The organism is Tateyamaria rhodophyticola (assembly GCF_047777875.1).
Classification (GTDB): Bacteria; Pseudomonadota; Alphaproteobacteria; order Rhodobacterales; family Rhodobacteraceae; genus Tateyamaria.
The window spans coordinates 485238-509457 of sequence record NZ_CP180519.1 but is presented as its reverse complement, the minus strand read 5'-3'; the positions used below and the strand labels follow the sequence as shown (position 1 = coordinate 509457).

Sequence of the window (24220 nt, the reverse complement as noted above, 5' to 3'; positions counted from 1 at the left end):
GCCGCGCTACGTGTCGTGCAAGGCCCGGCTGTCGGCAGGGGCCTCTGCGCGTTCGGTCATGCCATAATCACGGATCACCCCCGCCACGCGCAGCCGGTAGTCGTCAAAATGGATGTCGCGCCCTGCGGATTGTGCGTCACGGTGCTCGGGCAGCTTGCGCCAATGCTCCAGCGCGGCCTCATCCTCCCAGAAGGATAGGGACAACAGCTTGCCGGGCTCCATCAGGCTTTCGAACCGCTCGACCGAGATAAAGCCCGGAATATCCGCCAGATGCGTCTTGAGCGCTGCGGCGCGGCGAAGGTAGGGATCCCGGTGCCCGTCCTTTGGTTTGACTTCGAATATCACTGCAATCATCGGGTGCCTCCGGTCGTCAGGGACACGTTTTTGAGCCATGTCCGATCTTCCTTGAGTATGAATTTCTCCGATTGCGCAAACAAATAATTTTCACGTCCCTGTGGGTCCGCGGCCAGCCGCGCGCGGTAGGCTTCGTATGCGGCGAGGCTTTGCACATGGTAGATTCCGTAGGCGAGGGTCGAGGACCCTTCATGCGGCGCGAAGTATCCCACAAGATCCGCCCCGCAGCGCGGGATGCACTGTCCCCACCGAGCGCCATAGGCGGCAAAGGCGTCCCGTTTGGTCGGGTCAATCTGGTATTGGATGATGCAGGTCAGCATGGTGTAGTCCTTTCGTTTCTGTGCCGTGCGTAGCACTTTGACGGACGACAATGCTTTGGCTACGGTCAAACTATGAAAGAAGGTCCAGACATATCGCACATCGCGGCCCTCATTGGTGATCCGGCGCGGGCAAACATCCTGACGGCGCTCATGGACGGGCGCGCGCTCACCGCGTCCGAGCTGGCCGAGGTCGCAGGCGTCGCCCTGCCCACGGCGAGCGGGCATCTGGCGAAACTGGCGGATGCGGACCTGATCCGGCCCCGGAAAGAGGGACGGCACAAGTACTTTCAACTGGCCGATGCGGATGTGGCCTCTGTGCTCGAGGCGCTCATGGGGCTGGCCGCAGGGCGCGGCATCACACGGGTGCGTACGGGACCGCGGGACGCACAGATGCGCGCGGCGCGGGTCTGTTACAACCATCTGGCGGGGCGGATGGGCGTGCAGCTGTATCAAAGCGTGTTAGGGCGCGGCTTTCTGGTCGAAGAGGGCGACACCGTAACGCTCACCGGCACGGGGCGCGACTTTTTCACCGGTTTCGGGATCGATGTTGCCGCACTGGAGGCGGGGCGCACACGCATGTGCCGGTGCTGTCTTGATTGGTCTGAGCGTCACAATCACTTGGCGGGGTCGTTGGGCCGTGCAGTCCTGAGCCGGATGGAAGATGACGGATGGATGTATCGTGACAAGAACAGCCGGGCGATATTGACGACACGTGCGGGGCAGTCCGCTTTTGTCGCGCATTTTGGTGCGCCCTAGCCTTTGATCACGCGTGCCGAGATGCGGCAAGGTATTGCCAAGGCGGTGACAGCGTGTCTGATTGTGGCACATTGTTGATTTCGAGCCGATTTTGGAGTGTTTCATGAAAGTGATTTTGACCTGCCTGCTGGCCCTGATGCTCGGGCCCGCACTCGCGTCGGCGCAAACGTCGATGGCCAAGGGGTTTTCGTTCAATGTGGAGAAGGGGCCGGGCAAGCATGCCGTGACGCGGGTGCAGTTTCCGGATGGCATCCGGGCCGAACGCTTTGAGCTGCGCGCGGGCGACTGCAATCGCAAGAACGGTGACTGCAAGAACGATCGGGAGCGCGTTGAATTCCTGGAAAAGGGAAAACAGCAGCGTATCGGTCAGGATGTCTGGGTGGGCTGGTCTGTTTACGTGCCCGATGATTTTCCACGTCAGGGCAAGCGCATGAATGTGAAGCTGGGTCAGTTCCACCAGCGCGGCGGCAATGGTCCGCGCCTGTTGATCGAGTTGAACGACGACGCGCTTGTCGCAAAGCTGCAAAGCCCCTTCGTCAAGGACAGCGACCCGATGCATCCGCGCGGGGATTTCAAATCGGCCCGCCTTGCATCGCGCAGCGCCGTGATGGGGCAGTGGGTGCGGATCGTTGTGAATGCGAAGTGGTCAAAGGGCGACGACGGTTACGTCAACGTTTGGGTCGATGACAAAGAGAAGTTGGCCTATGCGGGCCCAACCACGCACAGCACCGGCAATGTGTACTTTCGGTATGGGTTGTACCGCAGTTTCGTGAGCAGGTGTGGCGGCCCGTGCCCCACGCTTGTCGCCTATTTCAATGATGTGAAACGCGGGCGTGATCGCGGCGCGGTTCAATAACTGCGCATATCGCGGATGGTGAAGGGAGCGCCAGGTTGGCGCTCCCTTGTTTTGTTCGAGATCAGTTCTTCGACTTGTCGACCATCTTGCCGGCACTGATCCATGGCATCATGCCGCGCAGCGTCTCACCAGTGGCTTCGATCTGGTGTTCGTCGTTGATGCGGCGGGTGCCCTTGAAGAACGGCTGACCCACGGCGTTTTCCTGCATGAAGTCGCGCACGAATTTGCCGGTCTGAATGTCGGTCAGGATGTCCTTCATCCGCGCCTTTGTCTCGTCATAGGGCAGGACGCGCGGGCCGGAGACGTATTCGCCGTATTCCGCTGTGTTCGAGATCGAGTAGTTCATGTTGGCGATGCCGCCTTCGTAGATCAGGTCCACGATCAGTTTCACTTCGTGCAAGCACTCGAAATAGGCCATTTCGGGGGCATAGCCTGCCTCGACCAGTGTCTCAAAGCCCATGCGGATCAGTTCCACAAGGCCGCCACACAGAACGGCCTGTTCACCGAAGAGGTCGGTTTCGCATTCTTCGCGGAAGTTCGTCTCGATGATGCCCGAACGGCCGCCACCAATGGCGGAGCAATAGCTGAGGCCGATTTCCAGCGCGCGACCGGATGCGTCCTTGTCGACCGCCACGAGGCACGGCACGCCGCCGCCTTTGACATATTCGCCGCGCACGGTGTGGCCGGGACCCTTGGGGGCCATCATGACGACGTCGATGCCTTCTTTGGGCTCGATCAGGCCGAAGTGGACGTTCAGGCCGTGGGCGAACGCAATGGCGGCGCCTTCGCGGATGTTGTCATGGACGTATTTCTTGTACGTCTCGGCCTGCAGTTCATCGGGCATTGTGAACATGATCAGGTCGGCCCAGGCGGCTGCCTCGGCGATGCCCATGGTTTTCAGGCCTTCACCTTCGGCCTTGGCGATGGAGGGCGAGCCCTCGCGCAGCGCCACAACGACGTTCTTCGCGCCCGAGTCGCGCAGGTTCAGTGCGTGGGCGTGGCCCTGGCTTCCGTAGCCCAGGATGGCCACGTTCATGTCTTTGATCAGGTTAATGTCGCAATCGCGGTCATAGTAAACGCGCATGGAATGTCCTCCGGTTTGGTATCTGGGGCGCGTTATACGAGCGTTTGTGGGGGTGGTCAGCGTTGGATTTTGAGTTTATTTGGCGAGATACAGAGTGGATCATGCGCCATTCTGAAAAATTCGAGGTAGATCATGCTTGATGATGTGGATCGGCGCATTCTGCGGCAATGGCAGGCGGACCCGACGCTTGGACCTGCGGAACTGGCCGAACGGGCGCGGGTGAGCACGGGACAGTTGGCGCGTCGGCAGGCCCGGTTGCGGAGCGCGGGCATCGTGCAGGGGGTGCAGGCGGTGATCGACTGGGCCGCGTTGGGGTACGCGGTGGAAGTGTCGCTGCGGGTGACGCTCGACAAGACGCAGGCGCGGGCGTTCGATGATTTTCTGGAGGCGGCGCGGGAGGTGCCGGAGGTGATCGAGATCCAGACCTTCCTTGGTCGGGTCGATGTGCGCCTGTCAGTGATTGCGCGCGACATGGGGCATTACCAACATCTCTACCGGAGCCGCATTCTGACCTTGCCGCATATCGCGGATATCGAGGCGCTGATGCATGTGGCGCGGATCAAGGATGATGAGGCGCTGCCGCTGTGATGGATCTGGATGATACGGATCTGGCCATCTTGCGTCAGCTGTCGGCAGATGCAGGGCAGGGGGCGGGCGCGGTGGGTCGTGCCTGTGGCCTGTCGCAACCGGCGGCGTGGCGCCGGATCAAGCGGCTGCGGGATGCGGGTGTGATCACGGGCCAGCGGCTCGTTCTGGATGCGGAGCGGCTGGGGTTTGGGGTGACGGTGTTTCTGGGGGTGAAGCTGGCCACCAAGGGGCGGGTGAGCCTGGAGGATTTTGAGCGCGCGGTGTCGGCCATACCCGAAGTGCAAACCATTGAACACGTATTGGGGCTTTATGATTACCGGTTGCGCGTTGTGGCACGCGATCTGTCGGATTTCGAACGGGTTTTGCGGCGCCGGATCATGACCCTGCCCGGCGCGGGCGAGGTCGAAGCCAACGTGTTGCTGAGTGAAGAGCGTCGACCAGGCCCGATTGCGGGCCCGCGTTAACGTTTCAGTTGCGTTTCCGGGCTATGCCACACGTGGTCGTTTACGAAGGATACCGCGTGAAAATCGAGAGCACATGGGACGTGATCCTGTTTTCGCTGGTTTTGACAGTGACATCGATGGTCCTGGCCGTCGCATTGAACTATCTGATTTTTCCCGCTGATTTCCTGCCGCGCACCGTGCCGGGCACGATGATCATTGTCACGCTTGTCACCATACCCACCTGCCTGTTTGTCGGATCCAAAATTCGCGAGAATGTCCGTTTGTCCAGCGAACTGCGACGGTTGGTCGAGCGCGACAGGCTGACCGATGTCGCGACGCGTGACTTTTTCTTCAGCCGGATGGAACAGATGCCAGAGGCTTATGGTGTCTCGCTGATGGTGGACATCGATTTCTTCAAACACGTTAATGACACCTATGGGCATTTGACCGGGGACAAGGTGATTTCCCACGTGGCCTCGCTGCTGCAGGGTGCGGTGCGACGGGATGACATCGTGTGCCGGTTCGGCGGGGAGGAGTTCGTTGTGTTCCTTGCCAAGGCGGATCACAGCGCAGGGGCGGCGATGGCGGAACGGTTGCGGAAAATGGTGGCCGACACCGCGATGGATGACGCCGGGACGGTGGTAAACGTGACAATTTCCATCGGCGGGTCGCTCAAGGATGCGCTGGAAGGTGTCGAAGCGGCGATCAGCCGCGCGGATGAAGCGCTCTACCGGGCCAAGAACGCGGGGCGCAATCAGGTGCAGATGTGGCCGATCGGAAACCACGCCTTGCGGGAGGCGCGCCAAACGGGCTGAATGCGCCCATTGCATACCGAAGTAGACTTTGCCCCCGCGATTGCGCGCCGCTATGTCGTTGCCCAATCAGAGGGAGAAGGTGTGATGGCTGCGTTGTTGGAGACTGTGGACCCGCAGGGGCTCGAGGAATTTTCGGTCGTATTCACGGATCGGTCCTTGAACCACATGAGCGCCGCGTTTCAGGGTGTGATGACTGACATATCCGCCATGCTGAAAGAGGTGTATGCCGCAGATGCCGTGGTTGTGGTTCCGGGGGGTGGTACGTTTGGCATGGAAGCGGTTGCGCGGCAATTCGGTCGCGATGCAGATGTTCTGGTGGTGCGCAACGGATGGTTTTCCTACCGGTGGAGCCAGATTTTCGAAACGGGCGGATTGACTGCCAACACGACGGTGCTCAAGGCCCGGCAGACCGGCAATGACAGCCCGTCGCCATTTGCGCCGGCACCGATTGAAGATGTGGTCGACACGATCCGCGCAGAAAAGCCCAACGTCGTATTTGCGCCGCATGTGGAAACAAGCGCCGGTGTGATCCTGCCCGATGACTATGTGGCGGCGATGGCGGCGGCGGCGCATGAGGTGGGCGCGCTGATGGTGCTGGATTGCATTGCGTCGGGGTGTGCGTGGATTGACATGCGCGCCTTGGGGGTCGATGTCCTGATCTCGGCGCCGCAAAAAGGGTGGAGCGCGTCACCGTGCGCGGGCCTTGTTATGCTGTCGGACCGGGCAGTTGCCCGGCTGGAGGAAACCACCTCCGACAGTTTTGCGATCGACCTCAAGAAGTGGCACCAGATCATGGCCGCGTATGAGGGTGGCGGGCACGCCTACCACGCAACGATGCCGACTGATGCGCTGCGCGATTTCCGGGACACGATGCAGGAGACGCAAGCCTATGGCTTTGGCAAGCTGAAGGACGCGCAATGGGCGCTTGGAAACGCCGTGCGCGCCATGCTTGCGGAAAAGGGCGTCACGTCGGTAGCCGCCGAAGGGTTCGGTGCGCCGGGCGTCGTCGTCAGCTATACCGCTGATCCCGAGATCCAGTCGGGCAAGCGATTTGCCGCACAAGGTATGCAGATCGCAGCCGGTGTGCCGCTGCAATGCGATGAGCCTGCGGATTTCCGGACTTTCCGGCTGGGGCTCTTTGGGCTCGACAAACTCTATGACGTGGACGGTACGCTTGCGCGGCTGAAGCGTGTGGTGGATCAGGTGCTCTAGACGCTGGGCGGCGCGGACGCTAGGTGTGCGCGCGACCACAGTTTTGCGAGGCCCTCCATGTCCAGCCACGGCGCCCCCATTCCCATGACGTCTTCCGCCTGCGGCCCCCTGAGCGGGGTGGCGGAGGTGCCGGGTGACAAGTCGATTTCCCATCGGTCGCTGATCCTTGGCGCGCTGAGCGTGGGTGAGACGACCATTTCGGGACTGCTTGAAGGGCAGGACGTGTTGGACACGGGCCGGGCGATGCAGGCGTTTGGTGCAGAGGTGATCAACCACGGCGGCGGCGATTGGTCTGTGCACGGCGTGGGTGTCGGCGGCTTTGCCGAGCCGGACACCGTGATTGATTGCGGCAATTCGGGCACTGGTGTGCGGTTGATCATGGGGTGCATGGCGACGTCCCCGATTTCGGTAACGTTCACGGGTGATGCGAGCCTCAACAAACGGCCCATGGCGCGGGTGACCGATCCCCTGACACTTTTTGGCGCACAGGCGGTGGGTCGGTCCGAGGGCCGGTTGCCGATGACCATCGTCGGCGCGGCGGACCCTGTACCGGCGCGCTACTCCGTGCCCGTGCCTTCGGCGCAGGTGAAATCGGCTGTGCTGTTTGCCGGGCTGAACGCGCCGGGTGAAACCGTGGTGATCGAAGCGGAGGCGACGCGCGATCACACAGAGCGGATGATGGCGGGCTTTGGCGCCGAGATCACCACCGAAGTCACGGAGGAAGGGCGCGTCATCACCCTCAAGGGGCAACCGGAGTTGCGCGCGCAGCACATCGTGGTGCCGCGTGATCCGTCATCTGCGGCCTTTCCTGTATGTGCCGCGCTGATCGTGCCGGGGTCGGACGTGCTGGTGCCGAATATCGGGCTCAACCCGACGCGCGCCGGCCTGTTTGCCACGCTGCGCGATATGGGCGCGGACCTGCAATATGAGAACATGCGCGAAGAGGGGGGCGAGCCTGTGGCCGATTTGCGCGCGCGCTTTTCCCCGGATCTCGCGGGCATCGAGGTGCCTGCGGAGCGTGCGGCGAGCATGATCGACGAATATCCGGTGCTGTCGGTGGTTGCCTGTTTCGCGCAGGGCGACACGCATATGCCGGGTGTCAAGGAATTGCGGGTCAAGGAAAGCGACCGCATTGACGCGATGGCCGTGGGTCTGCGCGCCGCGGGTGTGACGGTCGATGAGGGGCCGGATTGGTGGACTGTAAAAGGCCTCGGGCACGGGAATGTGCCCGGCGGCGGGGTGGCCGAAAGCCACCTGGATCACCGGATCGCAATGTCGTTCCTTGTGATGGGCATGGCCACGCAAAAGCCGATGTCCGTGGATGACGGGGGGCCGATCGCCACATCCTTCCCGATCTTTGAGCCGCTGATGCAAGGGCTGGGCGCACAGGTGCGCCGCGACAACGGGTGATCCATGACCACGGCACCGTTCACAGTTGCGATTGACGGGCCTGCCGCGGCGGGCAAGGGCACGGTTGCGCGCGCGGTTGCGGCGCGGTTCGGGCTGGCACATCTGGACACCGGGTTGCTCTACCGCGCCATCGGGGCGCAAATGTTGACCGGCGCGGACCCGATCGAAGCGGCCCAAACGCTCACTCCGGACGCGCTTGAACGGGACGATTTGCGCACCGCAGATGTTGCGCAAGCCGCCAGCAAGGTGGCCGTCATCCCCGAAGTGCGTGCGGCCCTGCTGGATTTTCAACGTGCGTTTGCGCGTCGTGCCGGTGGCGCGGTGCTGGACGGACGTGACATCGGGACGGTGATCTGCCCTCAGGCGGAGGCCAAGCTTTTTGTGACGGCATCGGCAGAGGTGCGCGCGGCGCGTCGCCATGCCGAATTGCTGGGCCGTGGCGCGGATGCGGATCTTGCCACTGTGCTCGAGGATGTGCGGGCGCGGGACGCGCGGGATGCGGACCGGGCCACCGCGCCGATGCGGGCCGCGGATACGGCCCATGTGCTGGACACGTCGGAAATGACCGTGGACGCAGCGGTCGCTGCGGCCATAGCCGTGGTGGCGGCAGCACGGTCTGCGCTTGGCCTAGGCGTCGAGCGCTGATTCGTAGATTGATCCGCGGGGCACGTCGTATGAAGACGATCTGATTTTCCACGCCCCGTCCGGGGTGCGTATCAGGACGGAAAGCGTCGGGAACGGGTCCTCGATCAACAGCCCATTGCTGATCAGTCTTGTTTCGTGGGTGGCCACGATTTCATCCGGCGTGCGGTATTCAGCGGCAACGCAATGGCGGGCCAAGATGGTGACCCCCATCTGCTGCAAGTGGTTGTGCATGGCTGACAAAATCGACGTCAAGTCTTCGGGCGCCTCGAGTACGCGGCGTCCGGACGCTGTTACCAGCTCAAATGGAAAGGCAACACAATCCGCAAAAGCGGACATGTCGCCAGTCATCAGTGCTTGACCTGACAGGTCAAGCAGATGCTCCGAGACATCTCTGGCAGTCGGTTCATTTTGTAACATGTGAGTGTCATGTGACGTGAGTTAGCGCCAGTGTGACACAGATTTCGGAAAACTCAACGAATTCAATATTTTCCCGCATGGCGAGAATAATGTTGACCATTGGGATTGGCTCAGGCGCTGTGCGCGCCTGCCGACAGGGTGGCCACGAATTTCAGGACATCTGCCGGTGCGTCTCCTGCGCCGATGCGGCTTACGATGGCGGAGCCGACGACCGCGCCATCCGCGATACCGGCAATCCCGCGCGCCTTTTCCGGCGTGTTGATGCCAAACCCCACGATCACGGGCAGATCCGTGGCCGCCTTGATCCGCGCCACCTCCGGTCCGACATCGCCCGCCTCGGCTTCGGCGGCGCCGGTGATCCCGGTGATCGACACGTAGTAGACAAAGCCAGAGGTGTTTTGCAGCACGCGCGGCAGGCGCGCATCATCCGTGGTTGGGGTCGCAAGCCGAATGAAGTTCAGGCCCGCCGCTTGCGCAGGCAGGCACAGTTCGCTGTCTTCTTCGGGCGGCAGATCGACAACGATCAGCCCGTCGATACCTGCGTCCTTTGCGTCGCTCAGGAACTGGTCCACGCCGCGGGCGTAGATCGGGTTGTAATATCCCATCATCACGATGGGCGTTGTGCTATCGTTTTCGCGAAAGGCCCGCGCCAGTTCCAGCGTGCGGTCCAGTGTCATACCCGAACCCAGGGCGCGTTGCCCGGCCAGCTGGATCGTTGGTCCATCGGCCATCGGATCGGTAAAGGGCAGACCAAGTTCGATCACGTCCACACCCGCATCCGGCAGCCCGCGCACAATCTCGAGAGAGGTATCAAAGTCGGGATCCCCCGCCATGACATAGGCCACAAATGCCTTGCGCCCTTCGGCGGCCAGGCTTGCGAATTTGGCGTCGATCCGCGTGCTCATGCGTGTCTCCCTCTTGGTCCGTTTCCCTTGGCCCAAGCCTGCGTGAAAGGCAAGGGCCGACCGACGCCGCCTTGCACCTGTGCCCGGTCCTGCTAGAAGCAGGCAAACCGTGCAATCGAGGGCGCATTATGGGTTTCAAAATGGGTATCGTGGGTCTGCCGAATGTGGGCAAGTCCACCCTTTTCAATGCGCTGACCAAGACGGCGGCGGCACAGGCTGCGAATTTCCCGTTCTGTACGATTGAACCCAATGTGGGCGAGGTGGCTGTGCCGGACGACCGTCTGGACCGTCTGGCCGGGATTGCGGCGTCAAAATCCATCATCCCGACGCGGATGACCTTTGTCGACATTGCCGGCCTGGTCAAAGGCGCGTCAAAGGGCGAGGGGTTGGGCAACCAGTTTCTCGCAAACATCCGGGAAGTCGACGCAATTGCCCACGTGCTGCGCTGTTTCGAAGACGGCGATGTCACCCATGTCGAAGGACGCGTGGATCCTGTCGCTGATGCCGAAACCATCGAGACCGAATTGATGTTGGCCGATATCGAGAGCATCGAAAAACGGTTGCAGAACATCGTGCGAAAGGTTCGCGGTGGCGACAAGGAAGCGGTGCAGCAGGAGCGCCTGATGCGGCTGGCCCTGTCTGCGCTCGAGGATGGCAAGCCCGCGCGCGTTGTGGACGTGGATGCCGAAGACGCCAAAGCCTGGGCGATGCTGCAATTGCTCACGACGAAACCCGTTCTTTATGTCTGCAACGTGGGCGAGGCGGAAGCTGCGACCGGCAACGCCCATGCCGCGGCAGTGGCCGAGATGGCCGCGGCCCAAGGCAACAGTCACGTGGTGATCTCTGCGCAGATCGAGGAAGAGATCAGCCAGCTTGAACCCGACGAAGCGACGATGTTCCTGGAGGAAATGGGGCTGGCGGAGGCGGGGCTCGACCGGTTGATCCGCGCAGGCTACGACCTGTTGCATCTTGAAACGTACTTTACCGTCGGCCCCAAGGAAGCACGTGCCTGGACCATCCGGACCGGGACAACGGCGCCCAAGGCCGCCGGTGTGATCCACGGGGATTTCGAAAAAGGGTTCATCCGCGCCGAAACCATTGCCTATGACGACTTCGTCGCTTTGGGCGGCGAACAGGCGGCCAAGGACGCGGGCAAGATGCGCGCGGAAGGCAAAGGGTACATCGTCAAGGACGGCGACGTGATGCATTTCCTGTTCAACACATGACCGCGTCCATGCATCTGGGCCGGGCGGTTCAGTGGCCGTACCGTACCGGCAAGATGCACAGGAACGCGCGCAAATATTTTGCGGGCCTCGGCCTGCCATACCCCTCCGTCCGGATCGCCCATTCAGATACGGTGAAAACACCGTATGAGATGCATCTGATCCGGGACGCGGACCGTCTGGACGTTCTTGTCGACCTGCGCGCCTTTCGCGAAACGTCGCATTCAATGAAGCACCGCGCCTGCGCCTATTGGCACTGGTTCGCGCAGGCGCCGAACGTGCCGCACATCATCTGTGACGTGTCGGACGGTCATCGCAGCGGCTTTGCCCGCTTTGCCTATTCGACATTCCGGGAGGATGTGGTGCCGCTGCCGGATTTCTATTTCTTCCGGGATCGCGGATATGCCGACAGTGATGCGATCGGGGCCGCTGCGCCGGATTGGGATGATCGCAGCGATGATATCATCTGGCGCGGACGTCCGAACAGTCAGGGTTTGTTTACGACGGATCCTGCCATGGCCCGAACACCTGGCGTGATGCAGCGCCTGCGCATGGCGATGCTCTGTGCGGAACTGGACGGCGTAGATTTCCGCTTTGTTGGTGGGCGCGACACGATCATGCAGGCGGAGCTTGAGGCGGCGGGTCTGATCGGCGACCCTGTTCCGCAAGACAGCTGGGCCGGGCGGAAATACGCCATCGATATCGATGGTGTCACCAACGCATGGGACAATCTGCTGCGCCGTTTGAAAATGGGGTGCTGCGTCCTCAAGGTCGACAGTCCGTTCGGGTTCCGCCAGTGGTATTACGATCAACTGGTCCCGTTTGAGCATTTTGTGCCGATCCGCGCGGATCTGTCGGATTTGGAGGCGCAGGTGGACTGGGTTCGGTCGAACCCGGCAGAGGCGCGCGAAATCGCGCGTGCCGGCCAGTCTGTGGCGCGCGCCCTCACCTTCGAAAGCGAAACCGCAGCGGCCGGCCGCCTGATCGAGACGCACGCATGACCGCCAACCTGAGCGGTTCGATCACATCGACGACATAGTCAGCATGCAGACGTTCCCTCATCCTGGCTTTACGCGGGTGGCACGGAATACGGCCTCGAAGGCGCGCGCCAAACCTCAAGCGGTGCAGATCATGCTTTTCTGCTTGTTTTCCCGAGTGGCTGTCCATAGACACGGCAGCGGAGACGTGGCCGAGTGGTCGAAGGCGCTCCCCTGCTAAGGGAGTAGGCCCGGAAGGGTCTCGAGGGTTCGAATCCCTTCGTCTCCGCCACCTACCATTTTCGTTTATTTGTGTTCGATGCTGTATGGCCCCTTACGGGGCTGTTTTTGTTGCTTTATTCGCAATCGTTGTTGCTATTGATTTTTCTTCGATTAGACTCGTTTCTGTTCATTGCGTGGTAGAAAGCGTGGTATTTTTGAGGGTCGGATGTCTGAAGTTTTGGAAGCAGCACACAAGAAATCTAGCATGCACCGAGAAGAGGTTCTCGCGAGCACGACCTGTGGATGCTTCTACTGTCAGACCACTTTTCCACCAAGAGCCATAACGGAATGGGTCGACCCGCGTCGAAGCCCGAAAGGTGAAACGGCTCTTTGTCCAAACTGCGGGATCGACTCCGTGATCGGTGATGCAGCCGGATTTCCGCTTACTGCAAAGTTTTTGGGGGACATGCATGAGCGCTGGTTCAAGACGACAAGAAAGCTGCCCCTGTAATGGCTGCTCTTAGTGGAAAGCTCACGAAGAACCTGGTGCGAACCCTCGGCCCTGGCCGCCATGGTGACGGCAGTGGATTGTATCTTGTGGTCGATCCGTCCGGGGCAAGGCGCTGGATCGTTCGCGTCACAGTAAAGGGTCAGCGCAACCGCGAAGGCAAGCCGCTACGTACCGACTTCGGCTTGGGCGGTGCCGATGTCGTGACACTGAACGAAGCGCGGGACCGGGCTTTGGAATACCGACGCCTTGCAAAGCAGGGCATCAATCCGCGCTACAACGGACGCCAAGAGATCCCTTGCTTCGAAGAGATAGCACGCCAGGTCCATATTGAGCGCCTACCAACCTGGAAGAACCCAAAGCACGGCCAGCAATGGATCAACACGCTGGCCGAGTACGCTTTCCCCAAAATCGGACGCTTGCCAGTGTCGGAGGTCGGCCAACCCGAGGTGCTGCAAGTCCTGCTCCCGGTCTGGACCGAGAAGCATGAAACAGCCAAACGCCTCGCTCAGCGGATCAAAGCGGTGTTGGACGTTGCTAAGTCAAAGGGCTTCCGAGATGGCGAGAACCCCGTGACAACGATCCGCGACGCCCGCGTGCTGCCACAGGTCAAACAGAAGGTGCAGCACCACAAAGCGATGCACTGGAAGGATGTGCCCGACTTCTACGCCCAGTTGGCAACGAAAGATGCCATGGCGGCAAAGGCGCTGATGTTCACGTGTCTGACGGCCAGCCGTACCAGCGAGGTTTTGCACGCCCGTTGGGAAGAGTTTGATTTCGACGAGATGCTCTGGACCGTCCCGGCGGAGCGCATGAAGGCGGATCAGGAGCATCGCGTCCCACTGACTGACGAGATGCTGGCAATCATTGAGCCGCTGAAAGCTCTGAGATCAGAAGTCGTTTTTGAAGGTCAGAAGCGCCACAGGCCGATGAGCAACATGGCGATGCTGATGCTGCTTCGGCGCATGAAGCTTGAAGATTTCACCGTACACGGCTTTCGGTCCACTTTTCGCGATTGGGCAGCAGAGCACTCTGGATTTTCCCGCGAGGTTGCCGAGATCAGTTTGGCTCACACGGTCGGAACAGAGGTTGAGCGGGCGTATGCCCGCTCAGACCTAATCAACCAGCGGCGGCAACTTATGAGCGAATGGTGCCGGTTTGTTGCGACATATGGTGTGGTTTGCCCAAATGACTGATATTTTAGTTGCGACTGAAGACCTGTTTTATTGCTCCAGCAATGAAGCGCGACTGTATGCCATTGACGCACTGCTGATTTCGAGGGCGCGTGAAATCAGGTTTTACGATGCGTATTATGGTTTTGTATCCCACCACCTAAGGGACTGGATTGAAGATCACGTTCAGGAGTTAGAGCCAGAGCAATCTGCCCATCTATTGACCGCCATCCGACAGGCTGAACCTCAACGCTTTTTCCTAGATCAAAAAGAAAATTCCGTCTGGAAGATCTTAACAGAAGAGGTTTTTCCAGTTGGGTGCGTTCTGCATCAGATATTCTTGGGTTCGAACAAGGACCGCGCACTTCGCGAAGCCAGGGAAATCTTGCAGCATCGTTTTGAGAAGGACGAGCGGCTCGCAGACCTACCAAAATCAGTACAAAAGCTTAGCAAGCGCAAGCTGGAAAGACTGTGGGCCATATACTCGGAGGTGCCACATTACGTTTGGATGACTTTCGTGAACCATTTGCGGGTATCTGGCGGGATTGAGCCCGTCGGTTATGAGCAAGGCAGGGAAAACTGGGGGCAAATCATGAGTGCTTTTGACGCTGTCTCGCCCACGAAACCCATCGGCAATCCTGAGCCCGTTTTTCTTAAATTTGTGACCATGAGTGAGTTTAGGGATCAACTGCCCGAGATACCGCCAAACGCTTGACGCTTACTTTCGTTCTTGTTCGGTTGCAGCATGCTCCAATCGACACCGAAAAAGGAGCTTCAAATATGTGCGATATCTTTGAGTCCGGTAGGATTTATGACGATACGGATCATGAACTCGACTTGATTGGTAGCCGCTCACGTCGTGCACAATGGAGGCACAAACGCACCGGGCCAAGCTATTTTAAGATCGGCAGGAAAGTGAAATACGCGGGCGACGACCTGAACGCTTGGTTTGCAAGCAATAAGGTTGTGACCAACGATGCCGCCTAAGCACGCCCCTATTCCCTTCCATCTGACTCAGGGCTTGATGCGATGAGCTTCGACGTCATCCGAGCATGCCGAAAGGCTGTTCTAGGCAACGCCAGTCATAAGCATGTTTTGGCATATATGGCGGAGAGGGCCAGCAAGGATGGAACTGGGATTTGGTGTTCCAAAGGTCGAATAGCGCGTGAAACCGAGCTCAATATCAGCACGGTCAAGAAGGCTGTTGGTCGTCTTCTGAAAGAGGGAATTCTTGTCAAAACGGGCCGGCGGCATCACGATTACGGATATACTGCGGTGTATAAAATTGCGCTCGATGCTGTCGAAAAGCTCCATCCAAAAGATCCTACTACCGAGGTCGATGAAATACCTGACACTGGTATCACCCCGGTGTCTGCGGAGCCGGGGGGGCGGGTCTATGAGAGCGGCCCCCACAGGTCCCCAGTAGCTACAAACACCCCTGAAACCCCCTTAAAGTCCCCATCGGATGCCGACGACAATTTTAAAAAAGCTTGGCGTGCATTCCCGGTCGACAAGCGGCGAGAAGAGGAATTCTGTCGATGTGAGTTCAAGCGTGCAGTGCGTGCTGGAACGCCGTCAGAGGACATTGTTCAGGCTGTTATCCAGTACGCGCAGACAACGAAGACCCACTCTCGTGACAAGGTGTGTTTCGCAGATAACTGGTTCCGCCAGCGGCGATGGAACCCAATCCTCAGGCAGCTGCGATCTGACCGCGAAGCGAAGATGGCGGCAATAGAAACATCACTCGAACGGTGTCGGAAGTGGATCAGTGCCAAAGATCCGATGTGCGCGCACATCTCACAGTTCCAGGTCAAGACGCTTCTGGACCGAAAACTTGTCACCGTTGCCGAACTGGAAGCTGCTGGTGTTTCCGTTCACGAAGCCATCGTGAGGCGAGCATGAAGCAATCTGAGTCTAGAGCAAGGCGACCCACGTCGGGCGACGCGGGGCCTTGGGAGGGGCGGCAAGCCTCCCCTTCCAACCCCAACCAGCCTCTTCGAGGCGCTGAGAATGCGTTGACGGAGAAGATCGACATTCGGTGTACGAAGTCCGAAAAGCTCGAGATCAGGGAGAAAGCTGAAGCCGAGGGCATTCCAGTATCTGCGTTGTTACGAGAGCAATTGGGCCTTGTGACGACACACCGCCGCAAATCTGTTCCCCGCGTCTCGCAGTTACAAATTCGAAAAATTGCAAGCTGCTGCCTCGTTCTTGAAGACATCGCGCGTGATGTAAGGTCTGCGACAAAAAACGGACAGTTGGATCATAGGGTTGGACTTTCTTTCGTCGCTGCACTGATCGAACTTCGGCGCATGCTCAACTCTGCTGAATTGGACATTTCCAAGTTTGAGCGGATATGTTGATACAGTTCTTCTCATCCGGCACCGGTGGCGGCTTGGGGCCAGTTGGTTATCTGATTGCTGATGAGGTCCGCCTCTACGATGAGAACCGCGACCTCATTCGCAATGCGGATGGCGAACCTCTCATGGTTGAACGTCGTCCGAAACCGACGGTGTTGCGAGGTGACCCGAGCAACACGTCCATCTTAATAGACACCTGCCGGCACAAATGGAGCTACCGATCTGGCGTCATGTCTTTCACGCGTGATGATGCACCGAGTGAAGACGACCAAAGCGCCGCGATTGATGCGTTTGAGGAGCTTGCGTTCGCGGGTTTAGAGCGCGGCCAATATGACTGTCTATGGGTGCGCCATCAGCATGAAGGTCGCGTCGAGCTGCACTTCTGCACGGTGCGGCAAGAGTTGCGAACTGGGAAGAGCCTCAACATAGCCCCGCCCGGCTATCAGCGGGACTTTGACGCGCTTCGGGATCACCTCAACAAGGCGCATGGCTGGGCCGATCCGGAGGATCCTGAACGGGCGTCCGAGGCTAAACCCATTTTCGAAGCTACCAGTAGAGCAAAGACGCGTGAGCAGCTGCACGACTGGATCACTGACCGCATTGCGGATGGATTGATCTCAGATCGGGCTTCGATGGTCGCCACTCTCGAGGGTCAAGGGTTCGAAGTGCCACGCGCCGGGCAAAAGTACATTACCGCACTAGACCCTGAAACAGGGGAACGGATGCGCTTAAAGGGGACGTTTTTTCATGAAGACTGGACGATCGAGAAACAGATTGACCGAGAGGTTGCAGCAGAAAGCGCAGCAGGCGGTGGATCAGGAAAGCGCCTCGCTCGATGCAACGCTGAAGACCTACACCGACGATATCGAAAAGCGTGTGAAAAACGCGCAACTTACAATAGAGAACGCTATCGATCAGTTCGCGACGGCGATGGACCAGAAAGTGGCAGCAGTCGCCAAACAGAACGCGGTTTGGGCGGACAAGGCAGCGCAGGCGAGCGAGACGGTCCACGAGGCCAGAATGGATTGGCTGCGGGGGAGCGCGACGTTGATCGCACTGCCGATGGTCATAGCCGCGATCTCGGCAATGGTGGGCAGCCTATTGGCGACGGCGATCATACTGTCTTGGGCCATGAAGACGCCGGACGATCTATCACTGCAAAGGAGTTCGAGGTCGAATTCCCTTGGCGGACAAAGCACGACCCAAAGAACAGATATCTTAGTCCATATACGGAGTGGCGGCATCGGCTTGAAACCGACTTTGCTTTGCGCAACCTTACAAGTGGAGGTCTCTTAAATGCTGACGCCGCTAGAACAAGAATTGCTGACTTACGTCGAAGAGCTGACGCGTGCCTGCGAAGCCTCAACGCAGCAACTGAAAGCGTCCGAAAGCGCACTGATCGTGTTGGAACGAAAGTTGACGGAGCAGACCAAGCTTGTGTCACGGGATTTGATCTACTGCGTATCAGTTTTGGCAGACTCGCAGGAGGCTTTGATGTCTTCGTGGCAAGCCTTCACAGATGGTGGCGAGAACGCACAGACCGCAGAGAAAATCTCGGACGCCCAGATCGACCAGCTTCAAGACGCACAGAGCCGACTTCGCAAAGCATATCGCTGGATAAACGGCGAGACGTAGCCAAACCAACCAGTCATCGCCCGACCTGGCCATCACCATGAAACCAAAGGCAACTGGTAGCTACCAGATAGCTACCAGTTCCCAAACAGCTACTCGGAAAGTTCTGAAAATGCCGGTTATCTCATTTGCCAACCCAAAAGGCGGGGCAGGCAAAAGCACAAGCGCCTTGATTTTGGCTACTCAACTTGCCGAAAGCGGTGGAACGGTGGAAGTCATCGACGCTGACCCCGAACAGTGGATCAGGCAGTGGGCCGCGTTGGGTCCCGAACCAAAAGGGCTATCGGTCACCTCTTGTACCAGTTCAGAACAGATCGTTGAAGCGATTGCAGAGGCAGCGCAACGCGCCCAGTTCGTTATCGTTGATCTCGAGGGTACGGCGAGTTTGCTTGTTGCTCAAGCCGTCGGGATGTCAGATTTGGTTCTGATCCCTTTGCAGGCGTCCACGATGGATGCGAAAGGCGCTGCAAAGACTTTGAAGTTGATAAGAAACCAATCTGTCATGCTGCGCCGCCCTATCCGGCATTCAGTAGTTTTCACGCGTACCAACGCCGCGATCCTAACCCGATCTATGAAGAACGTCAGACATCAGCTCTCTGAAGCTCAGGTCGGTGTACTGGAAACGGCAATTGTTGAGCGTGCAGCGTTTAGGGACTTGTTCGATTTTGGCGGAGGGTTGTCCGATTTGGACCCTGACTTGGTAAGCAACTTGGACAAAGCAAAAGAAAATGCCCGTCAGTTCGCAGGGGAGGTGGTGCGGAGTTTGCGAAAGATGGAGGAGCTCGCTTGACCAAATCGCGCGCGAAGATCGGATTTTCGGATGAACTGGACGACCTAAGTAAGATCGGATCCGCAGACGCTGTTGGCGCTGATCTCAAAAGGCAAACGGAGGCCGCACGGGGCGCGGCAGCCCAAGCCGGTTTCATTCGGGAAGGGCATCAGCAAAAACCTTTGCGGCGACGACGCACTGGGCGGAACGCGCAGCTCAATATCAAAGCGAAACCAGAGACGATTGAAGCCTACTGCCGCATTGCTGACGAACACGGCTGGGGGCTTGGGGAAACACTGGAATATGCGGTTGAACTGCTGGATAAGCAGAAGCGCTAGCTTTCAGGTTTTCCGGTCTGCTTCAGTCATATGATCTTCAAGCTGTTGGAAAAACTCAACCAAGCTTATATCAAGCTGCTCGCATAAGGCATGTATGACGGTCAGCGTCGGTTGCCGATTGCTGGTCTCTAGCAAAGAGATGTAGCTGACCGACAAATCGGCTCTAAAGGCCAGCTCTTCCTGAGACAATCCCGCCATTTTTCTGCGCTGTTTCAGCAGCTTCGCGAATTCGCGGACCAGGTTTTCGTTAACACGTTCCATCCCCAAGGGTATCGGGGAGCTTGTTCTCGCACTCCAATGACTATAGTCATATTTTTACTATAGTCATTGATAGAGGCTACTTTTGAAACAGCTCGGCAGCTTCAATCTCAAGAGCATCAGCGATCTTGATGATCACCTTGAGACCAGGGTTGCGCTCTCCACGCTCGATCCCGCCGATGTAGGTGCGGTCAAGATCAACGGCATGGGCAAACCCTTCCTGAGAATACCCACGCTGTTTGCGCAGCTCTCTCAGGCGGTCGCCGAAATCCTTGATCGTGAAGCTTTTCTCCATCCCCGTATCGGGCGAAAAAGAGGTTCAATCGTCCACGGACTTATCGTATCATTTTGGAGATCACAGAGAAAATGACCATGAACCTGTTCGAACAGCACTTGATTGAGACAACCGGCAAGCATCCGGACCTCGATCTCGATCCACATCTCCACAAGACCCTTCGACTGAAAGCGAGTGACGTGAGTGTGGAGTATGCGCAGCGGCACATCAGCAAATTCGACCACCTGCTGGGCTTTATGCTGACAGCATTCCAAAAGCGGGAAGACGGCGGGCATGCGAACCTGAAGCAGGCGAAACGTATTGAACAGATGTGCCTGCTGCACCCTCAGTTTCACGAGAAGGCGAAAGAGATGCTTGCCCATCCGATGCACGCGAACGCGGGAGCGCGCAAATGACCGATGAACAATGGCAAACCTGCCCGTTCTGTCAAACCGAGCTTCCCGCAGACGCGATCGCTTGTTCCGGGTGCCAAGCCTACAAGGGCATCCTTATCAACGGTCGCGCGGACGGCGTGAAACAAACGCATCAGGTCAAGGCTCGGTCTATCATGTTTTACGGGCTCGGCGTGGTCGGTGCTGTTTTCATGTTCGGCGCGATGTTCGCCGGGGCAGGCGACTGGTGGCTCGGGCTGATCGTCGCCGCCTTTGGCTTTGCCTTGGGCGCTCTCTATGGCAAATGGGCCAAAGGCGAGCAGCAATGGTTCCGAAACCAATAGCGAAGGACGCGCAGGATGGCGCACTGGTACACGGCAGACACCCATTTTGGGCATGAAAAGGTGATTGCACTGTGCAACCGTCCGTTTCGCGATGCCGGGCACATGGAAGCGGTCTTGATCGAGAACATGTGGAAGGTCGTGCAGCCAGAAGACGACCTTTGGATCGTTGGCGATTTCGCACATGGGCCAAAGGCAAAGGATGCGGGCTATCTTGAAGCTCTATTTGGGCAGCTGCCCGGCGCGCGAAAGCATCTTGTTGTGGGAAACCACGATCTGGAGCTGACGCAGGCTTTGCCGTGGGACAGCGTGTCCGACATCGCGCAGGTCAAGGACGGCAAGGAGGGCTTGGCACACACGCTCTGCCATTTTCCGATGATCACTTGGAATGGGGCTAGGAAAGGCTCCCTGCATCTGTTTGGTCATGTGCACGACCGCTGGAAAGGCACCCGCAACGCCGTGAATGTTGGCGTGGATCAGTGGGAGTTTATGCCGGTTGAGTTCCGGCAGGTAGAGCGGATTGCCAAGCAAATGCCGGTCAACAAACACTGGGGTGATGCGGAGCGCTCGTAATGGCTTGTTTCTCCCAATTCGCATAGCGGCCTCCATCTTTTTTGCCACGGCGAAACAGAGCGTCGTGAAATCACAGAACTCCAAGTTGGCACTTGCCTTAGATCAACTTGGAATTTTCACGCCCGCTTTCGTTAGGGCATCTGCGAAATCACGCAAGCTAGGTCCTTCATTCGCAAAATTCAGTGAATCTAAAGCTTGAACTTTGCGATCGAACGCGATTTGGGCATTTCTCATAGGGTCATCGGAGGCCATGTAACGGGACTTAAGATAAAGAAGACGCACATCATTGGTCGTGGAATGGTCAATCGCAGACACATTGAACGTGTCGAACTCAACTTTTACCCGGTTCATAAGGCGCGGCAAAAAGGACGTCTCAAAATCGGCATAACTGAGCGCAGTCAGCTTGCGGCTCTTGATGTGTATTTTAAGCAAAGTTGCTTCGGACAGATCACCGGCTAGTCTCTCTGCGAGTGCCACGAACCCTCGAAGCCTGACGGACAGCTGTTGTCGCCTATCAGCGGGAAATTGAAACCTACCCTGTTCAAAGTGTCCAAGCCCAGCAGCGGCTGCTGTAGCCGCATCTTCTAAAAGAAGGTTTTGGTTGCCGATCGAATAGAGGAGCGCTTGACCGGCTTCCTTTGCTCTTTTGTGACTGCCAAAGAAAGCCCGAATGTCGCGCCTCAGCTCAGGAGGAAATGAACTATAAGATCTTCTTTGCGAGAATGCGTGCATTGCAAAGTGGAGGCTTAGATCCTCCGTTTTTGCAGCGACGATCTTTTCAAGTTCTTCATGACCTATGTCTGCAATTGCAAGACTTGCCGCATACTGAAGGCCTTGTTTCGATCGTGAAAGCCTTGCCGCAAGACTTTTTGGGAGTTCTGAGGGGTCGAGCTGACGGCCATAGGCCCTGATCTCTGCGGCCAGGTCTTGGATGGTTGTTTTGCTGAGCTTTCCGGTGGATTCCCTTGGGGTAGGTTTTAGCGGGGCGCTTGGTTTTGGAACGGCTCGGTGTTCGCGACCCCTGAAGCCAATTTGACGCCTTAGAAGATATCTTTGCTCTTCTAACTCGTCCCGAAATACCAAAAATATACCTTGGCCTACGGCTATGGGCTCGACATTCAAAACGCCGCTGATGAAGTCTCTAAGTTCTGATTGGGTATAATACTTTTGGAATGTCTGTCGGGACGTCAAGTATCCGTCGCGGTAGGGCCGCACGCCACTCAGGTCAGCCTTGCCGTACAACATGACGGATACGGCCAAACAGAGCTCCGCTAAGCTGAAAGCGCGCCTAAGTGCCTCTGCCCGCTCTTCAGGGTCTTCGATTACGTTGAGGACAAATCCAAGATTGGTGATCTGGCTCTTTTTCAGAGCACTAGGATCTGGTCGATAGTGGGGATCCCAACCTTCGACGGTATAGCCATCAGACTGTAGGGCTCGGATGTCATCACCTTGGCCGCACCCATAGTCCAAAACGGTTCTATCGCGACGGATCAGACCACTTGTAAACAACAGGTACATTGGCACTGAGAGCGCGGCTCGCGTGATCGCTGTTTTGTGGCGCTTAACAGTGTTTTTCTCTGGGCCATTCATGTCATCGGCTAATTTCGTGGCGGACTCTTCTGAGACCAAATCGATCTGCACGATGTGTGGACCTTTGACGGCCAATCCGGCTTCGGCCAATGTCTTCATCCAAATCCGCCGCGTTCCTTTGTTTGACATGTTCTTAAAGAGCCCCTTGCTCTCTAAGAACTGCGTCAGCTTTGCAAATTCATCTCTTTGCGGATGATCCGGGGCGAGGAGTAGCTCCTTTCTGTGGAGAATGGGTGGGTTTGCGTCAGAGTACTTTCTCAGTTTTGCGCCTTGTTCCGAGAGGTTGACGAGCAGGCTTGCCCGCAGCTCTGGAAAAGCCACGGTGCTGAAGTCTTGATAGTCCAAGAAAGAGAAGGTCTGGTCATTTTGCCGCGAGACCTTCAGCACTGACCATTGGAAATCTTCCGGAACTCTTTGCAGTGCAAGGCTCAGATTATCCTTTGCGCTCGTCTGAAGGTGATCGACCGCGCTACGGTGCACGTAGATCGCCTGGCCTACCTTTTTTCCAACAGCATTTTTGAGAGGCCTATCGTTTTGCAAGTTTCACCCCTCGGTTTGGATCTTTCTAAAGGTTCTTTTGAAACATCCTACCTGACCGAGGGGCGATCGATCTAGAGTACTGCTATGATGGCCTCTGCGGCTTCTAGGACTTCATCTGATGTATTGGTGTGCCCAAAACTAAAGCGTATGGAGGCTTGCGCTTCATCCGATGTGAGCCCGATTGCACGGAGGACGTAGCTTGGCTCCGAAATTCCCGAAGAGCAGGCCGAACCCGTAGAAGCTGACACGATGGGTTGTAGTCGTTGGAGCATTTCTCCCGCATCTCGTCCTTCGAACCTTAGATTCGCATTGCCAGGATGACGGGAGTAAAGCTTATCTCCATTCAACCCAATATGGTCGCGGTTCGATCGCAGTTTGTCCACGAAGAGATTTCTTAGACCTGCGACCCGCGCTCTCAAAGCAGATCCGGCTTCAGAAGAATGGAACTCCGCCGCTGAGCCAAGACCAACACACAAGGGAAGGGGCAGTGTGCCGGACCGAAGCCCGCCCTCTTGTCCACCTCCGTGAAACAGAGGTTCAATCCGGTCCTTCAGCTCTCGGCTCACATAGAGCGCCCCAATACCCATTGGCCCACCAAATTTATGCCCCGACAGACTAACCATGTCAGCCATATCTGAATATTCTTGGAGGTTGACTGCGCTTGGTGCCTGCGCGAAGTCGGAGTGGAGGATCGTGCCCATATCACCGCAAAGTGCTGATATTGATGCAAGATCTTGGATGGTCCCGATCTCATTGTTGACCAATGCCACACTCACCAACAAGACATCATCGCTTAGCATGTCTCGCAGTTTGTCGAGTTCTACATGACCCTTCTCGTCGACCGGTACCTCTCGAACCGCACAGCCCGTTATCTTGGCAAGATAGTTGGCACTTTCCAACACACATTTATGCTCGGTCGCAGAAACTAGGATCTTTGTACGCTGACCCCGCTGTTGTTCCGGAGCCTTCAGACACTTGATGGCAAGATTGTTAGCTTCAGTTGCGCCCGATGTAAAAATGATCTCATCCGGATCGACTCCAATCAGAGCCGCCACTTTTGCCCTCGATTCCTCGATCGCCTTGTAGGCCGACCAACCTTTGGCGTGCTCAGAGGAGTGTGGATTGCCGTGAAATTCAGACCAAAACGGCTGCATTGCTGCATGAACAGACGGTAGGATTGGCGTGCTTGCTTGATGATCAAGGTAGATGGTCAAAGGGATTTTCCTGACAAACAGAGCACCATCCATAG

Annotated in this window: 31 protein-coding genes and 1 tRNA gene; 23 read left to right on the top strand and 9 right to left on the bottom strand. The window is 57.8% G+C overall.

Going from position 1 to position 24220, the window contains the following annotated elements; translation table 11 throughout:
• Nucleotides 1-6: 6 nt before the first annotated feature.
• A complete protein-coding gene (locus ACERHN_RS03870; protein ID WP_415921329.1) occupies nucleotides 7-354 on the bottom strand; it encodes an antibiotic biosynthesis monooxygenase family protein in 348 nt (115 codons plus the stop codon).
• Complete coding sequence (locus ACERHN_RS03865) at nucleotides 351-674, bottom strand: NIPSNAP family protein (RefSeq protein WP_415921328.1); 324 nt, start codon at nucleotides 672-674, stop codon at nucleotides 351-353. Before ACERHN_RS03865 ends, ACERHN_RS03870 begins: the two co-directional genes overlap by 4 nt.
• 72 nt (nucleotides 675-746) lie before the next feature.
• Here ACERHN_RS03865 and ACERHN_RS03860 point away from each other — a divergent pair, with 72 nt between their 5' ends.
• Nucleotides 747-1430: an ArsR/SmtB family transcription factor gene (locus ACERHN_RS03860; RefSeq protein WP_415921327.1), complete on the top strand. Its 684-nt coding sequence runs from the start codon at nucleotides 747-749 to the stop codon at nucleotides 1428-1430.
• Between the two features lie 103 nt (nucleotides 1431-1533).
• Nucleotides 1534-2286 carry a heparin lyase I family protein gene (locus ACERHN_RS03855; RefSeq protein ID WP_415921326.1) on the top strand — a complete coding sequence of 251 codons (753 nt, stop codon included), beginning with the start codon at nucleotides 1534-1536 and terminating at the stop codon, nucleotides 2284-2286.
• 61 nt (nucleotides 2287-2347) lie between these two features.
• Here the strand turns inward: ACERHN_RS03855 and ilvC are convergent, their stop codons facing one another.
• Nucleotides 2348-3370 carry a ketol-acid reductoisomerase gene (gene ilvC, locus ACERHN_RS03850; protein WP_415921325.1) on the bottom strand — a complete coding sequence of 341 codons (1023 nt, stop codon included), beginning with the start codon at nucleotides 3368-3370 and terminating at the stop codon, nucleotides 2348-2350.
• Nucleotides 3371-3502: 132 nt separating this feature from the next.
• On the opposite strand from ilvC, the gene ACERHN_RS03845 reads away from it, so the two are divergent.
• From ACERHN_RS03845 to ACERHN_RS03820, 6 genes are all read left to right on the top strand, one after another.
• Nucleotides 3503-3958: an Lrp/AsnC family transcriptional regulator gene (locus ACERHN_RS03845; protein WP_415921324.1), complete on the top strand. Its 456-nt coding sequence runs from the start codon at nucleotides 3503-3505 to the stop codon at nucleotides 3956-3958.
• On the top strand, nucleotides 3955-4422 hold the full coding sequence (locus ACERHN_RS03840) for an Lrp/AsnC family transcriptional regulator (protein ID WP_415921323.1): 468 nt from the start codon (nucleotides 3955-3957) through the stop codon (nucleotides 4420-4422). Before ACERHN_RS03845 ends, ACERHN_RS03840 begins: the two co-directional genes overlap by 4 nt.
• Before the next feature lie 56 nt (nucleotides 4423-4478).
• Nucleotides 4479-5216, top strand: coding sequence for a GGDEF domain-containing protein (locus ACERHN_RS03835; RefSeq protein ID WP_415921322.1), 738 nt, complete (start codon nucleotides 4479-4481; stop codon nucleotides 5214-5216).
• Nucleotides 5217-5300: 84 nt separating this feature from the next.
• A complete protein-coding gene (locus ACERHN_RS03830) occupies nucleotides 5301-6428 on the top strand; it encodes an aminotransferase class V-fold PLP-dependent enzyme (protein WP_415922680.1) in 1128 nt (375 codons plus the stop codon).
• A 57-nt stretch (nucleotides 6429-6485) separates the two neighbouring features.
• Nucleotides 6486-7838: a 3-phosphoshikimate 1-carboxyvinyltransferase gene (gene aroA / locus ACERHN_RS03825; RefSeq protein WP_415921321.1), complete on the top strand. Its 1353-nt coding sequence runs from the start codon at nucleotides 6486-6488 to the stop codon at nucleotides 7836-7838.
• A 3-nt stretch (nucleotides 7839-7841) separates the two neighbouring features.
• Nucleotides 7842-8483, top strand: coding sequence for a (d)CMP kinase (locus ACERHN_RS03820; protein ID WP_415921320.1), 642 nt, complete (start codon nucleotides 7842-7844; stop codon nucleotides 8481-8483).
• Here the strand turns inward: ACERHN_RS03820 and ACERHN_RS03815 are convergent.
• Complete coding sequence (locus ACERHN_RS03815; protein WP_415921319.1) at nucleotides 8466-8900, bottom strand: hypothetical protein; 435 nt, start codon at nucleotides 8898-8900, stop codon at nucleotides 8466-8468. The two genes, ACERHN_RS03820 and ACERHN_RS03815, sit on opposite strands and share 18 nt — an antisense overlap.
• Nucleotides 8901-9010: 110 nt before the next feature.
• The gene (gene trpA, locus ACERHN_RS03810; protein WP_415921318.1) at nucleotides 9011-9805 is read right to left on the bottom strand and encodes a tryptophan synthase subunit alpha; all 795 of its coding nucleotides are present in this window, start codon (nucleotides 9803-9805) and stop codon (nucleotides 9011-9013) included.
• A gap of 128 nt (nucleotides 9806-9933) precedes the next feature.
• Between trpA and ychF the strand changes: the two genes are divergently transcribed.
• From ychF to ACERHN_RS03750, 12 genes are all read left to right on the top strand, one after another.
• Nucleotides 9934-11031, top strand: coding sequence for a redox-regulated ATPase YchF (ychF, locus tag ACERHN_RS03805; RefSeq protein ID WP_415921317.1), 1098 nt, complete (start codon nucleotides 9934-9936; stop codon nucleotides 11029-11031).
• Nucleotides 11028-12029, top strand: a complete 1002-nt coding sequence (locus ACERHN_RS03800) for a glycosyl transferase family 90 (protein ID WP_415921316.1) — start codon at nucleotides 11028-11030, stop codon at nucleotides 12027-12029. The genes ychF and ACERHN_RS03800 overlap by 4 nt, the downstream gene beginning before the upstream one ends.
• 178 nt (nucleotides 12030-12207) lie before the next feature.
• Nucleotides 12208-12297, top strand: a tRNA-Ser gene (locus ACERHN_RS03795).
• 440 nt (nucleotides 12298-12737) lie between these two features.
• Complete coding sequence (locus ACERHN_RS03790; protein WP_415921315.1) at nucleotides 12738-13931, top strand: tyrosine-type recombinase/integrase; 1194 nt, start codon at nucleotides 12738-12740, stop codon at nucleotides 13929-13931.
• Nucleotides 13924-14622 carry a hypothetical protein gene (locus ACERHN_RS03785; RefSeq protein WP_415921314.1) on the top strand — a complete coding sequence of 233 codons (699 nt, stop codon included), beginning with the start codon at nucleotides 13924-13926 and terminating at the stop codon, nucleotides 14620-14622. The genes ACERHN_RS03790 and ACERHN_RS03785 overlap by 8 nt, the downstream gene beginning before the upstream one ends.
• Nucleotides 14619-14894 carry a hypothetical protein gene (locus ACERHN_RS03780; protein ID WP_415921313.1) on the top strand — a complete coding sequence of 92 codons (276 nt, stop codon included), beginning with the start codon at nucleotides 14619-14621 and terminating at the stop codon, nucleotides 14892-14894. The genes ACERHN_RS03785 and ACERHN_RS03780 overlap by 4 nt, the downstream gene beginning before the upstream one ends.
• 42 nt (nucleotides 14895-14936) lie before the next feature.
• Nucleotides 14937-15809 (top strand): hypothetical protein, encoded by an 873-nt coding sequence (locus ACERHN_RS03775; RefSeq protein ID WP_415921312.1) that lies wholly within the window; start codon nucleotides 14937-14939, stop codon nucleotides 15807-15809.
• Between the two features lie 113 nt (nucleotides 15810-15922).
• A complete protein-coding gene (locus ACERHN_RS03770) occupies nucleotides 15923-16267 on the top strand; it encodes a plasmid mobilization protein (protein WP_415921311.1) in 345 nt (114 codons plus the stop codon).
• A 744-nt stretch (nucleotides 16268-17011) separates the two neighbouring features.
• Nucleotides 17012-17560 carry a hypothetical protein gene (locus ACERHN_RS03765; protein WP_415921310.1) on the top strand — a complete coding sequence of 183 codons (549 nt, stop codon included), beginning with the start codon at nucleotides 17012-17014 and terminating at the stop codon, nucleotides 17558-17560.
• Nucleotides 17561-17899, top strand: a complete 339-nt coding sequence (locus tag ACERHN_RS03760) for a hypothetical protein (protein ID WP_415921309.1) — start codon at nucleotides 17561-17563, stop codon at nucleotides 17897-17899.
• Nucleotides 17900-17936: 37 nt separating this feature from the next.
• On the top strand, nucleotides 17937-18686 hold the full coding sequence (locus ACERHN_RS03755) for a division plane positioning ATPase MipZ (RefSeq protein ID WP_415921308.1): 750 nt from the start codon (nucleotides 17937-17939) through the stop codon (nucleotides 18684-18686).
• The gene (locus ACERHN_RS03750; protein ID WP_415921307.1) at nucleotides 18683-19003 is read left to right on the top strand and encodes a hypothetical protein; all 321 of its coding nucleotides are present in this window, start codon (nucleotides 18683-18685) and stop codon (nucleotides 19001-19003) included. Before ACERHN_RS03755 ends, ACERHN_RS03750 begins: the two co-directional genes overlap by 4 nt.
• A 3-nt stretch (nucleotides 19004-19006) precedes the next feature.
• On the opposite strand, the gene ACERHN_RS03745 is transcribed toward ACERHN_RS03750, so the two are convergent.
• Nucleotides 19007-19264: a helix-turn-helix domain-containing protein gene (locus ACERHN_RS03745; protein WP_415921306.1), complete on the bottom strand. Its 258-nt coding sequence runs from the start codon at nucleotides 19262-19264 to the stop codon at nucleotides 19007-19009.
• A gap of 76 nt (nucleotides 19265-19340) precedes the next feature.
• A complete protein-coding gene (locus ACERHN_RS03740) occupies nucleotides 19341-19556 on the bottom strand; it encodes a helix-turn-helix domain-containing protein (protein WP_415921305.1) in 216 nt (71 codons plus the stop codon).
• Nucleotides 19557-19633: 77 nt separating this feature from the next.
• Between ACERHN_RS03740 and ACERHN_RS03735 the strand changes: the two genes are divergently transcribed.
• The 3 genes from ACERHN_RS03735 (at nucleotide 19634) to ACERHN_RS03725 (ending at nucleotide 20841) form a co-directional block, all read left to right on the top strand.
• Nucleotides 19634-19951 (top strand): hypothetical protein, encoded by a 318-nt coding sequence (locus tag ACERHN_RS03735; protein WP_415921304.1) that lies wholly within the window; start codon nucleotides 19634-19636, stop codon nucleotides 19949-19951.
• Nucleotides 19948-20271 (top strand): hypothetical protein, encoded by a 324-nt coding sequence (locus ACERHN_RS03730; RefSeq protein WP_415921303.1) that lies wholly within the window; start codon nucleotides 19948-19950, stop codon nucleotides 20269-20271. Before ACERHN_RS03735 ends, ACERHN_RS03730 begins: the two co-directional genes overlap by 4 nt.
• Nucleotides 20272-20373: 102 nt before the next feature.
• Nucleotides 20374-20841, top strand: coding sequence for a metallophosphoesterase (locus ACERHN_RS03725; protein WP_415921302.1), 468 nt, complete (start codon nucleotides 20374-20376; stop codon nucleotides 20839-20841).
• 102 nt (nucleotides 20842-20943) lie between these two features.
• On the opposite strand, the gene ACERHN_RS03720 is transcribed toward ACERHN_RS03725, so the two are convergent.
• A complete protein-coding gene (locus ACERHN_RS03720) occupies nucleotides 20944-22971 on the bottom strand; it encodes a DNA phosphorothioation-associated putative methyltransferase (RefSeq protein WP_415921301.1) in 2028 nt (675 codons plus the stop codon).
• A 71-nt stretch (nucleotides 22972-23042) separates the two neighbouring features.
• Nucleotides 23043-24185: a cysteine desulfurase family protein gene (locus tag ACERHN_RS03715; RefSeq protein WP_415921300.1), complete on the bottom strand. Its 1143-nt coding sequence runs from the start codon at nucleotides 24183-24185 to the stop codon at nucleotides 23043-23045.
• Nucleotides 24186-24220: the final 35 nt, after the last annotated feature.

Excerpts from the sequence above, each read along its gene's own strand:
- ACERHN_RS03870 (WP_415921329.1), bottom strand. The coding sequence starts at position 354 with ATGATTGCAGTGATATTCGAAGTCAAACCAAAGGACGGGCACCGGGAT.
- ACERHN_RS03865 (WP_415921328.1), bottom strand. The coding sequence starts at position 674 with ATGCTGACCTGCATCATCCAATACCAGATTGACCCGACCAAACGGGAC.
- ACERHN_RS03860 (WP_415921327.1), top strand. The coding sequence starts at position 747 with ATGAAAGAAGGTCCAGACATATCGCACATCGCGGCCCTCATTGGTGAT.
- ACERHN_RS03855 (WP_415921326.1), top strand. The coding sequence starts at position 1,534 with ATGAAAGTGATTTTGACCTGCCTGCTGGCCCTGATGCTCGGGCCCGCA.
- ilvC (WP_415921325.1), bottom strand. The coding sequence starts at position 3,370 with ATGCGCGTTTACTATGACCGCGATTGCGACATTAACCTGATCAAAGAC.
- ACERHN_RS03845 (WP_415921324.1), top strand. The coding sequence starts at position 3,503 with ATGCTTGATGATGTGGATCGGCGCATTCTGCGGCAATGGCAGGCGGAC.
- ACERHN_RS03830 (WP_415922680.1), top strand. The coding sequence starts at position 5,301 with ATGGCTGCGTTGTTGGAGACTGTGGACCCGCAGGGGCTCGAGGAATTT.
- aroA (WP_415921321.1), top strand. The coding sequence starts at position 6,486 with ATGTCCAGCCACGGCGCCCCCATTCCCATGACGTCTTCCGCCTGCGGC.
- ACERHN_RS03820 (WP_415921320.1), top strand. The coding sequence starts at position 7,842 with ATGACCACGGCACCGTTCACAGTTGCGATTGACGGGCCTGCCGCGGCG.
- ACERHN_RS03815 (WP_415921319.1), bottom strand. The coding sequence starts at position 8,900 with ATGTTACAAAATGAACCGACTGCCAGAGATGTCTCGGAGCATCTGCTT.
- trpA (WP_415921318.1), bottom strand. The coding sequence starts at position 9,805 with ATGAGCACGCGGATCGACGCCAAATTCGCAAGCCTGGCCGCCGAAGGG.
- ychF (WP_415921317.1), top strand. The coding sequence starts at position 9,934 with ATGGGTTTCAAAATGGGTATCGTGGGTCTGCCGAATGTGGGCAAGTCC.
- ACERHN_RS03800 (WP_415921316.1), top strand. The coding sequence starts at position 11,028 with ATGACCGCGTCCATGCATCTGGGCCGGGCGGTTCAGTGGCCGTACCGT.
- ACERHN_RS03790 (WP_415921315.1), top strand. The coding sequence starts at position 12,738 with ATGGCTGCTCTTAGTGGAAAGCTCACGAAGAACCTGGTGCGAACCCTC.
- ACERHN_RS03785 (WP_415921314.1), top strand. The coding sequence starts at position 13,924 with ATGACTGATATTTTAGTTGCGACTGAAGACCTGTTTTATTGCTCCAGC.
- ACERHN_RS03775 (WP_415921312.1), top strand. The coding sequence starts at position 14,937 with ATGAGCTTCGACGTCATCCGAGCATGCCGAAAGGCTGTTCTAGGCAAC.
- ACERHN_RS03765 (WP_415921310.1), top strand. The coding sequence starts at position 17,012 with ATGAAGACTGGACGATCGAGAAACAGATTGACCGAGAGGTTGCAGCAG.
- ACERHN_RS03760 (WP_415921309.1), top strand. The coding sequence starts at position 17,561 with ATGCTGACGCCGCTAGAACAAGAATTGCTGACTTACGTCGAAGAGCTG.
- ACERHN_RS03755 (WP_415921308.1), top strand. The coding sequence starts at position 17,937 with ATGAAACCAAAGGCAACTGGTAGCTACCAGATAGCTACCAGTTCCCAA.
- ACERHN_RS03745 (WP_415921306.1), bottom strand. The coding sequence starts at position 19,264 with ATGGAACGTGTTAACGAAAACCTGGTCCGCGAATTCGCGAAGCTGCTG.
- ACERHN_RS03740 (WP_415921305.1), bottom strand. The coding sequence starts at position 19,556 with ATGGAGAAAAGCTTCACGATCAAGGATTTCGGCGACCGCCTGAGAGAG.
- ACERHN_RS03735 (WP_415921304.1), top strand. The coding sequence starts at position 19,634 with ATGAACCTGTTCGAACAGCACTTGATTGAGACAACCGGCAAGCATCCG.
- ACERHN_RS03730 (WP_415921303.1), top strand. The coding sequence starts at position 19,948 with ATGACCGATGAACAATGGCAAACCTGCCCGTTCTGTCAAACCGAGCTT.
- ACERHN_RS03725 (WP_415921302.1), top strand. The coding sequence starts at position 20,374 with ATGGAAGCGGTCTTGATCGAGAACATGTGGAAGGTCGTGCAGCCAGAA.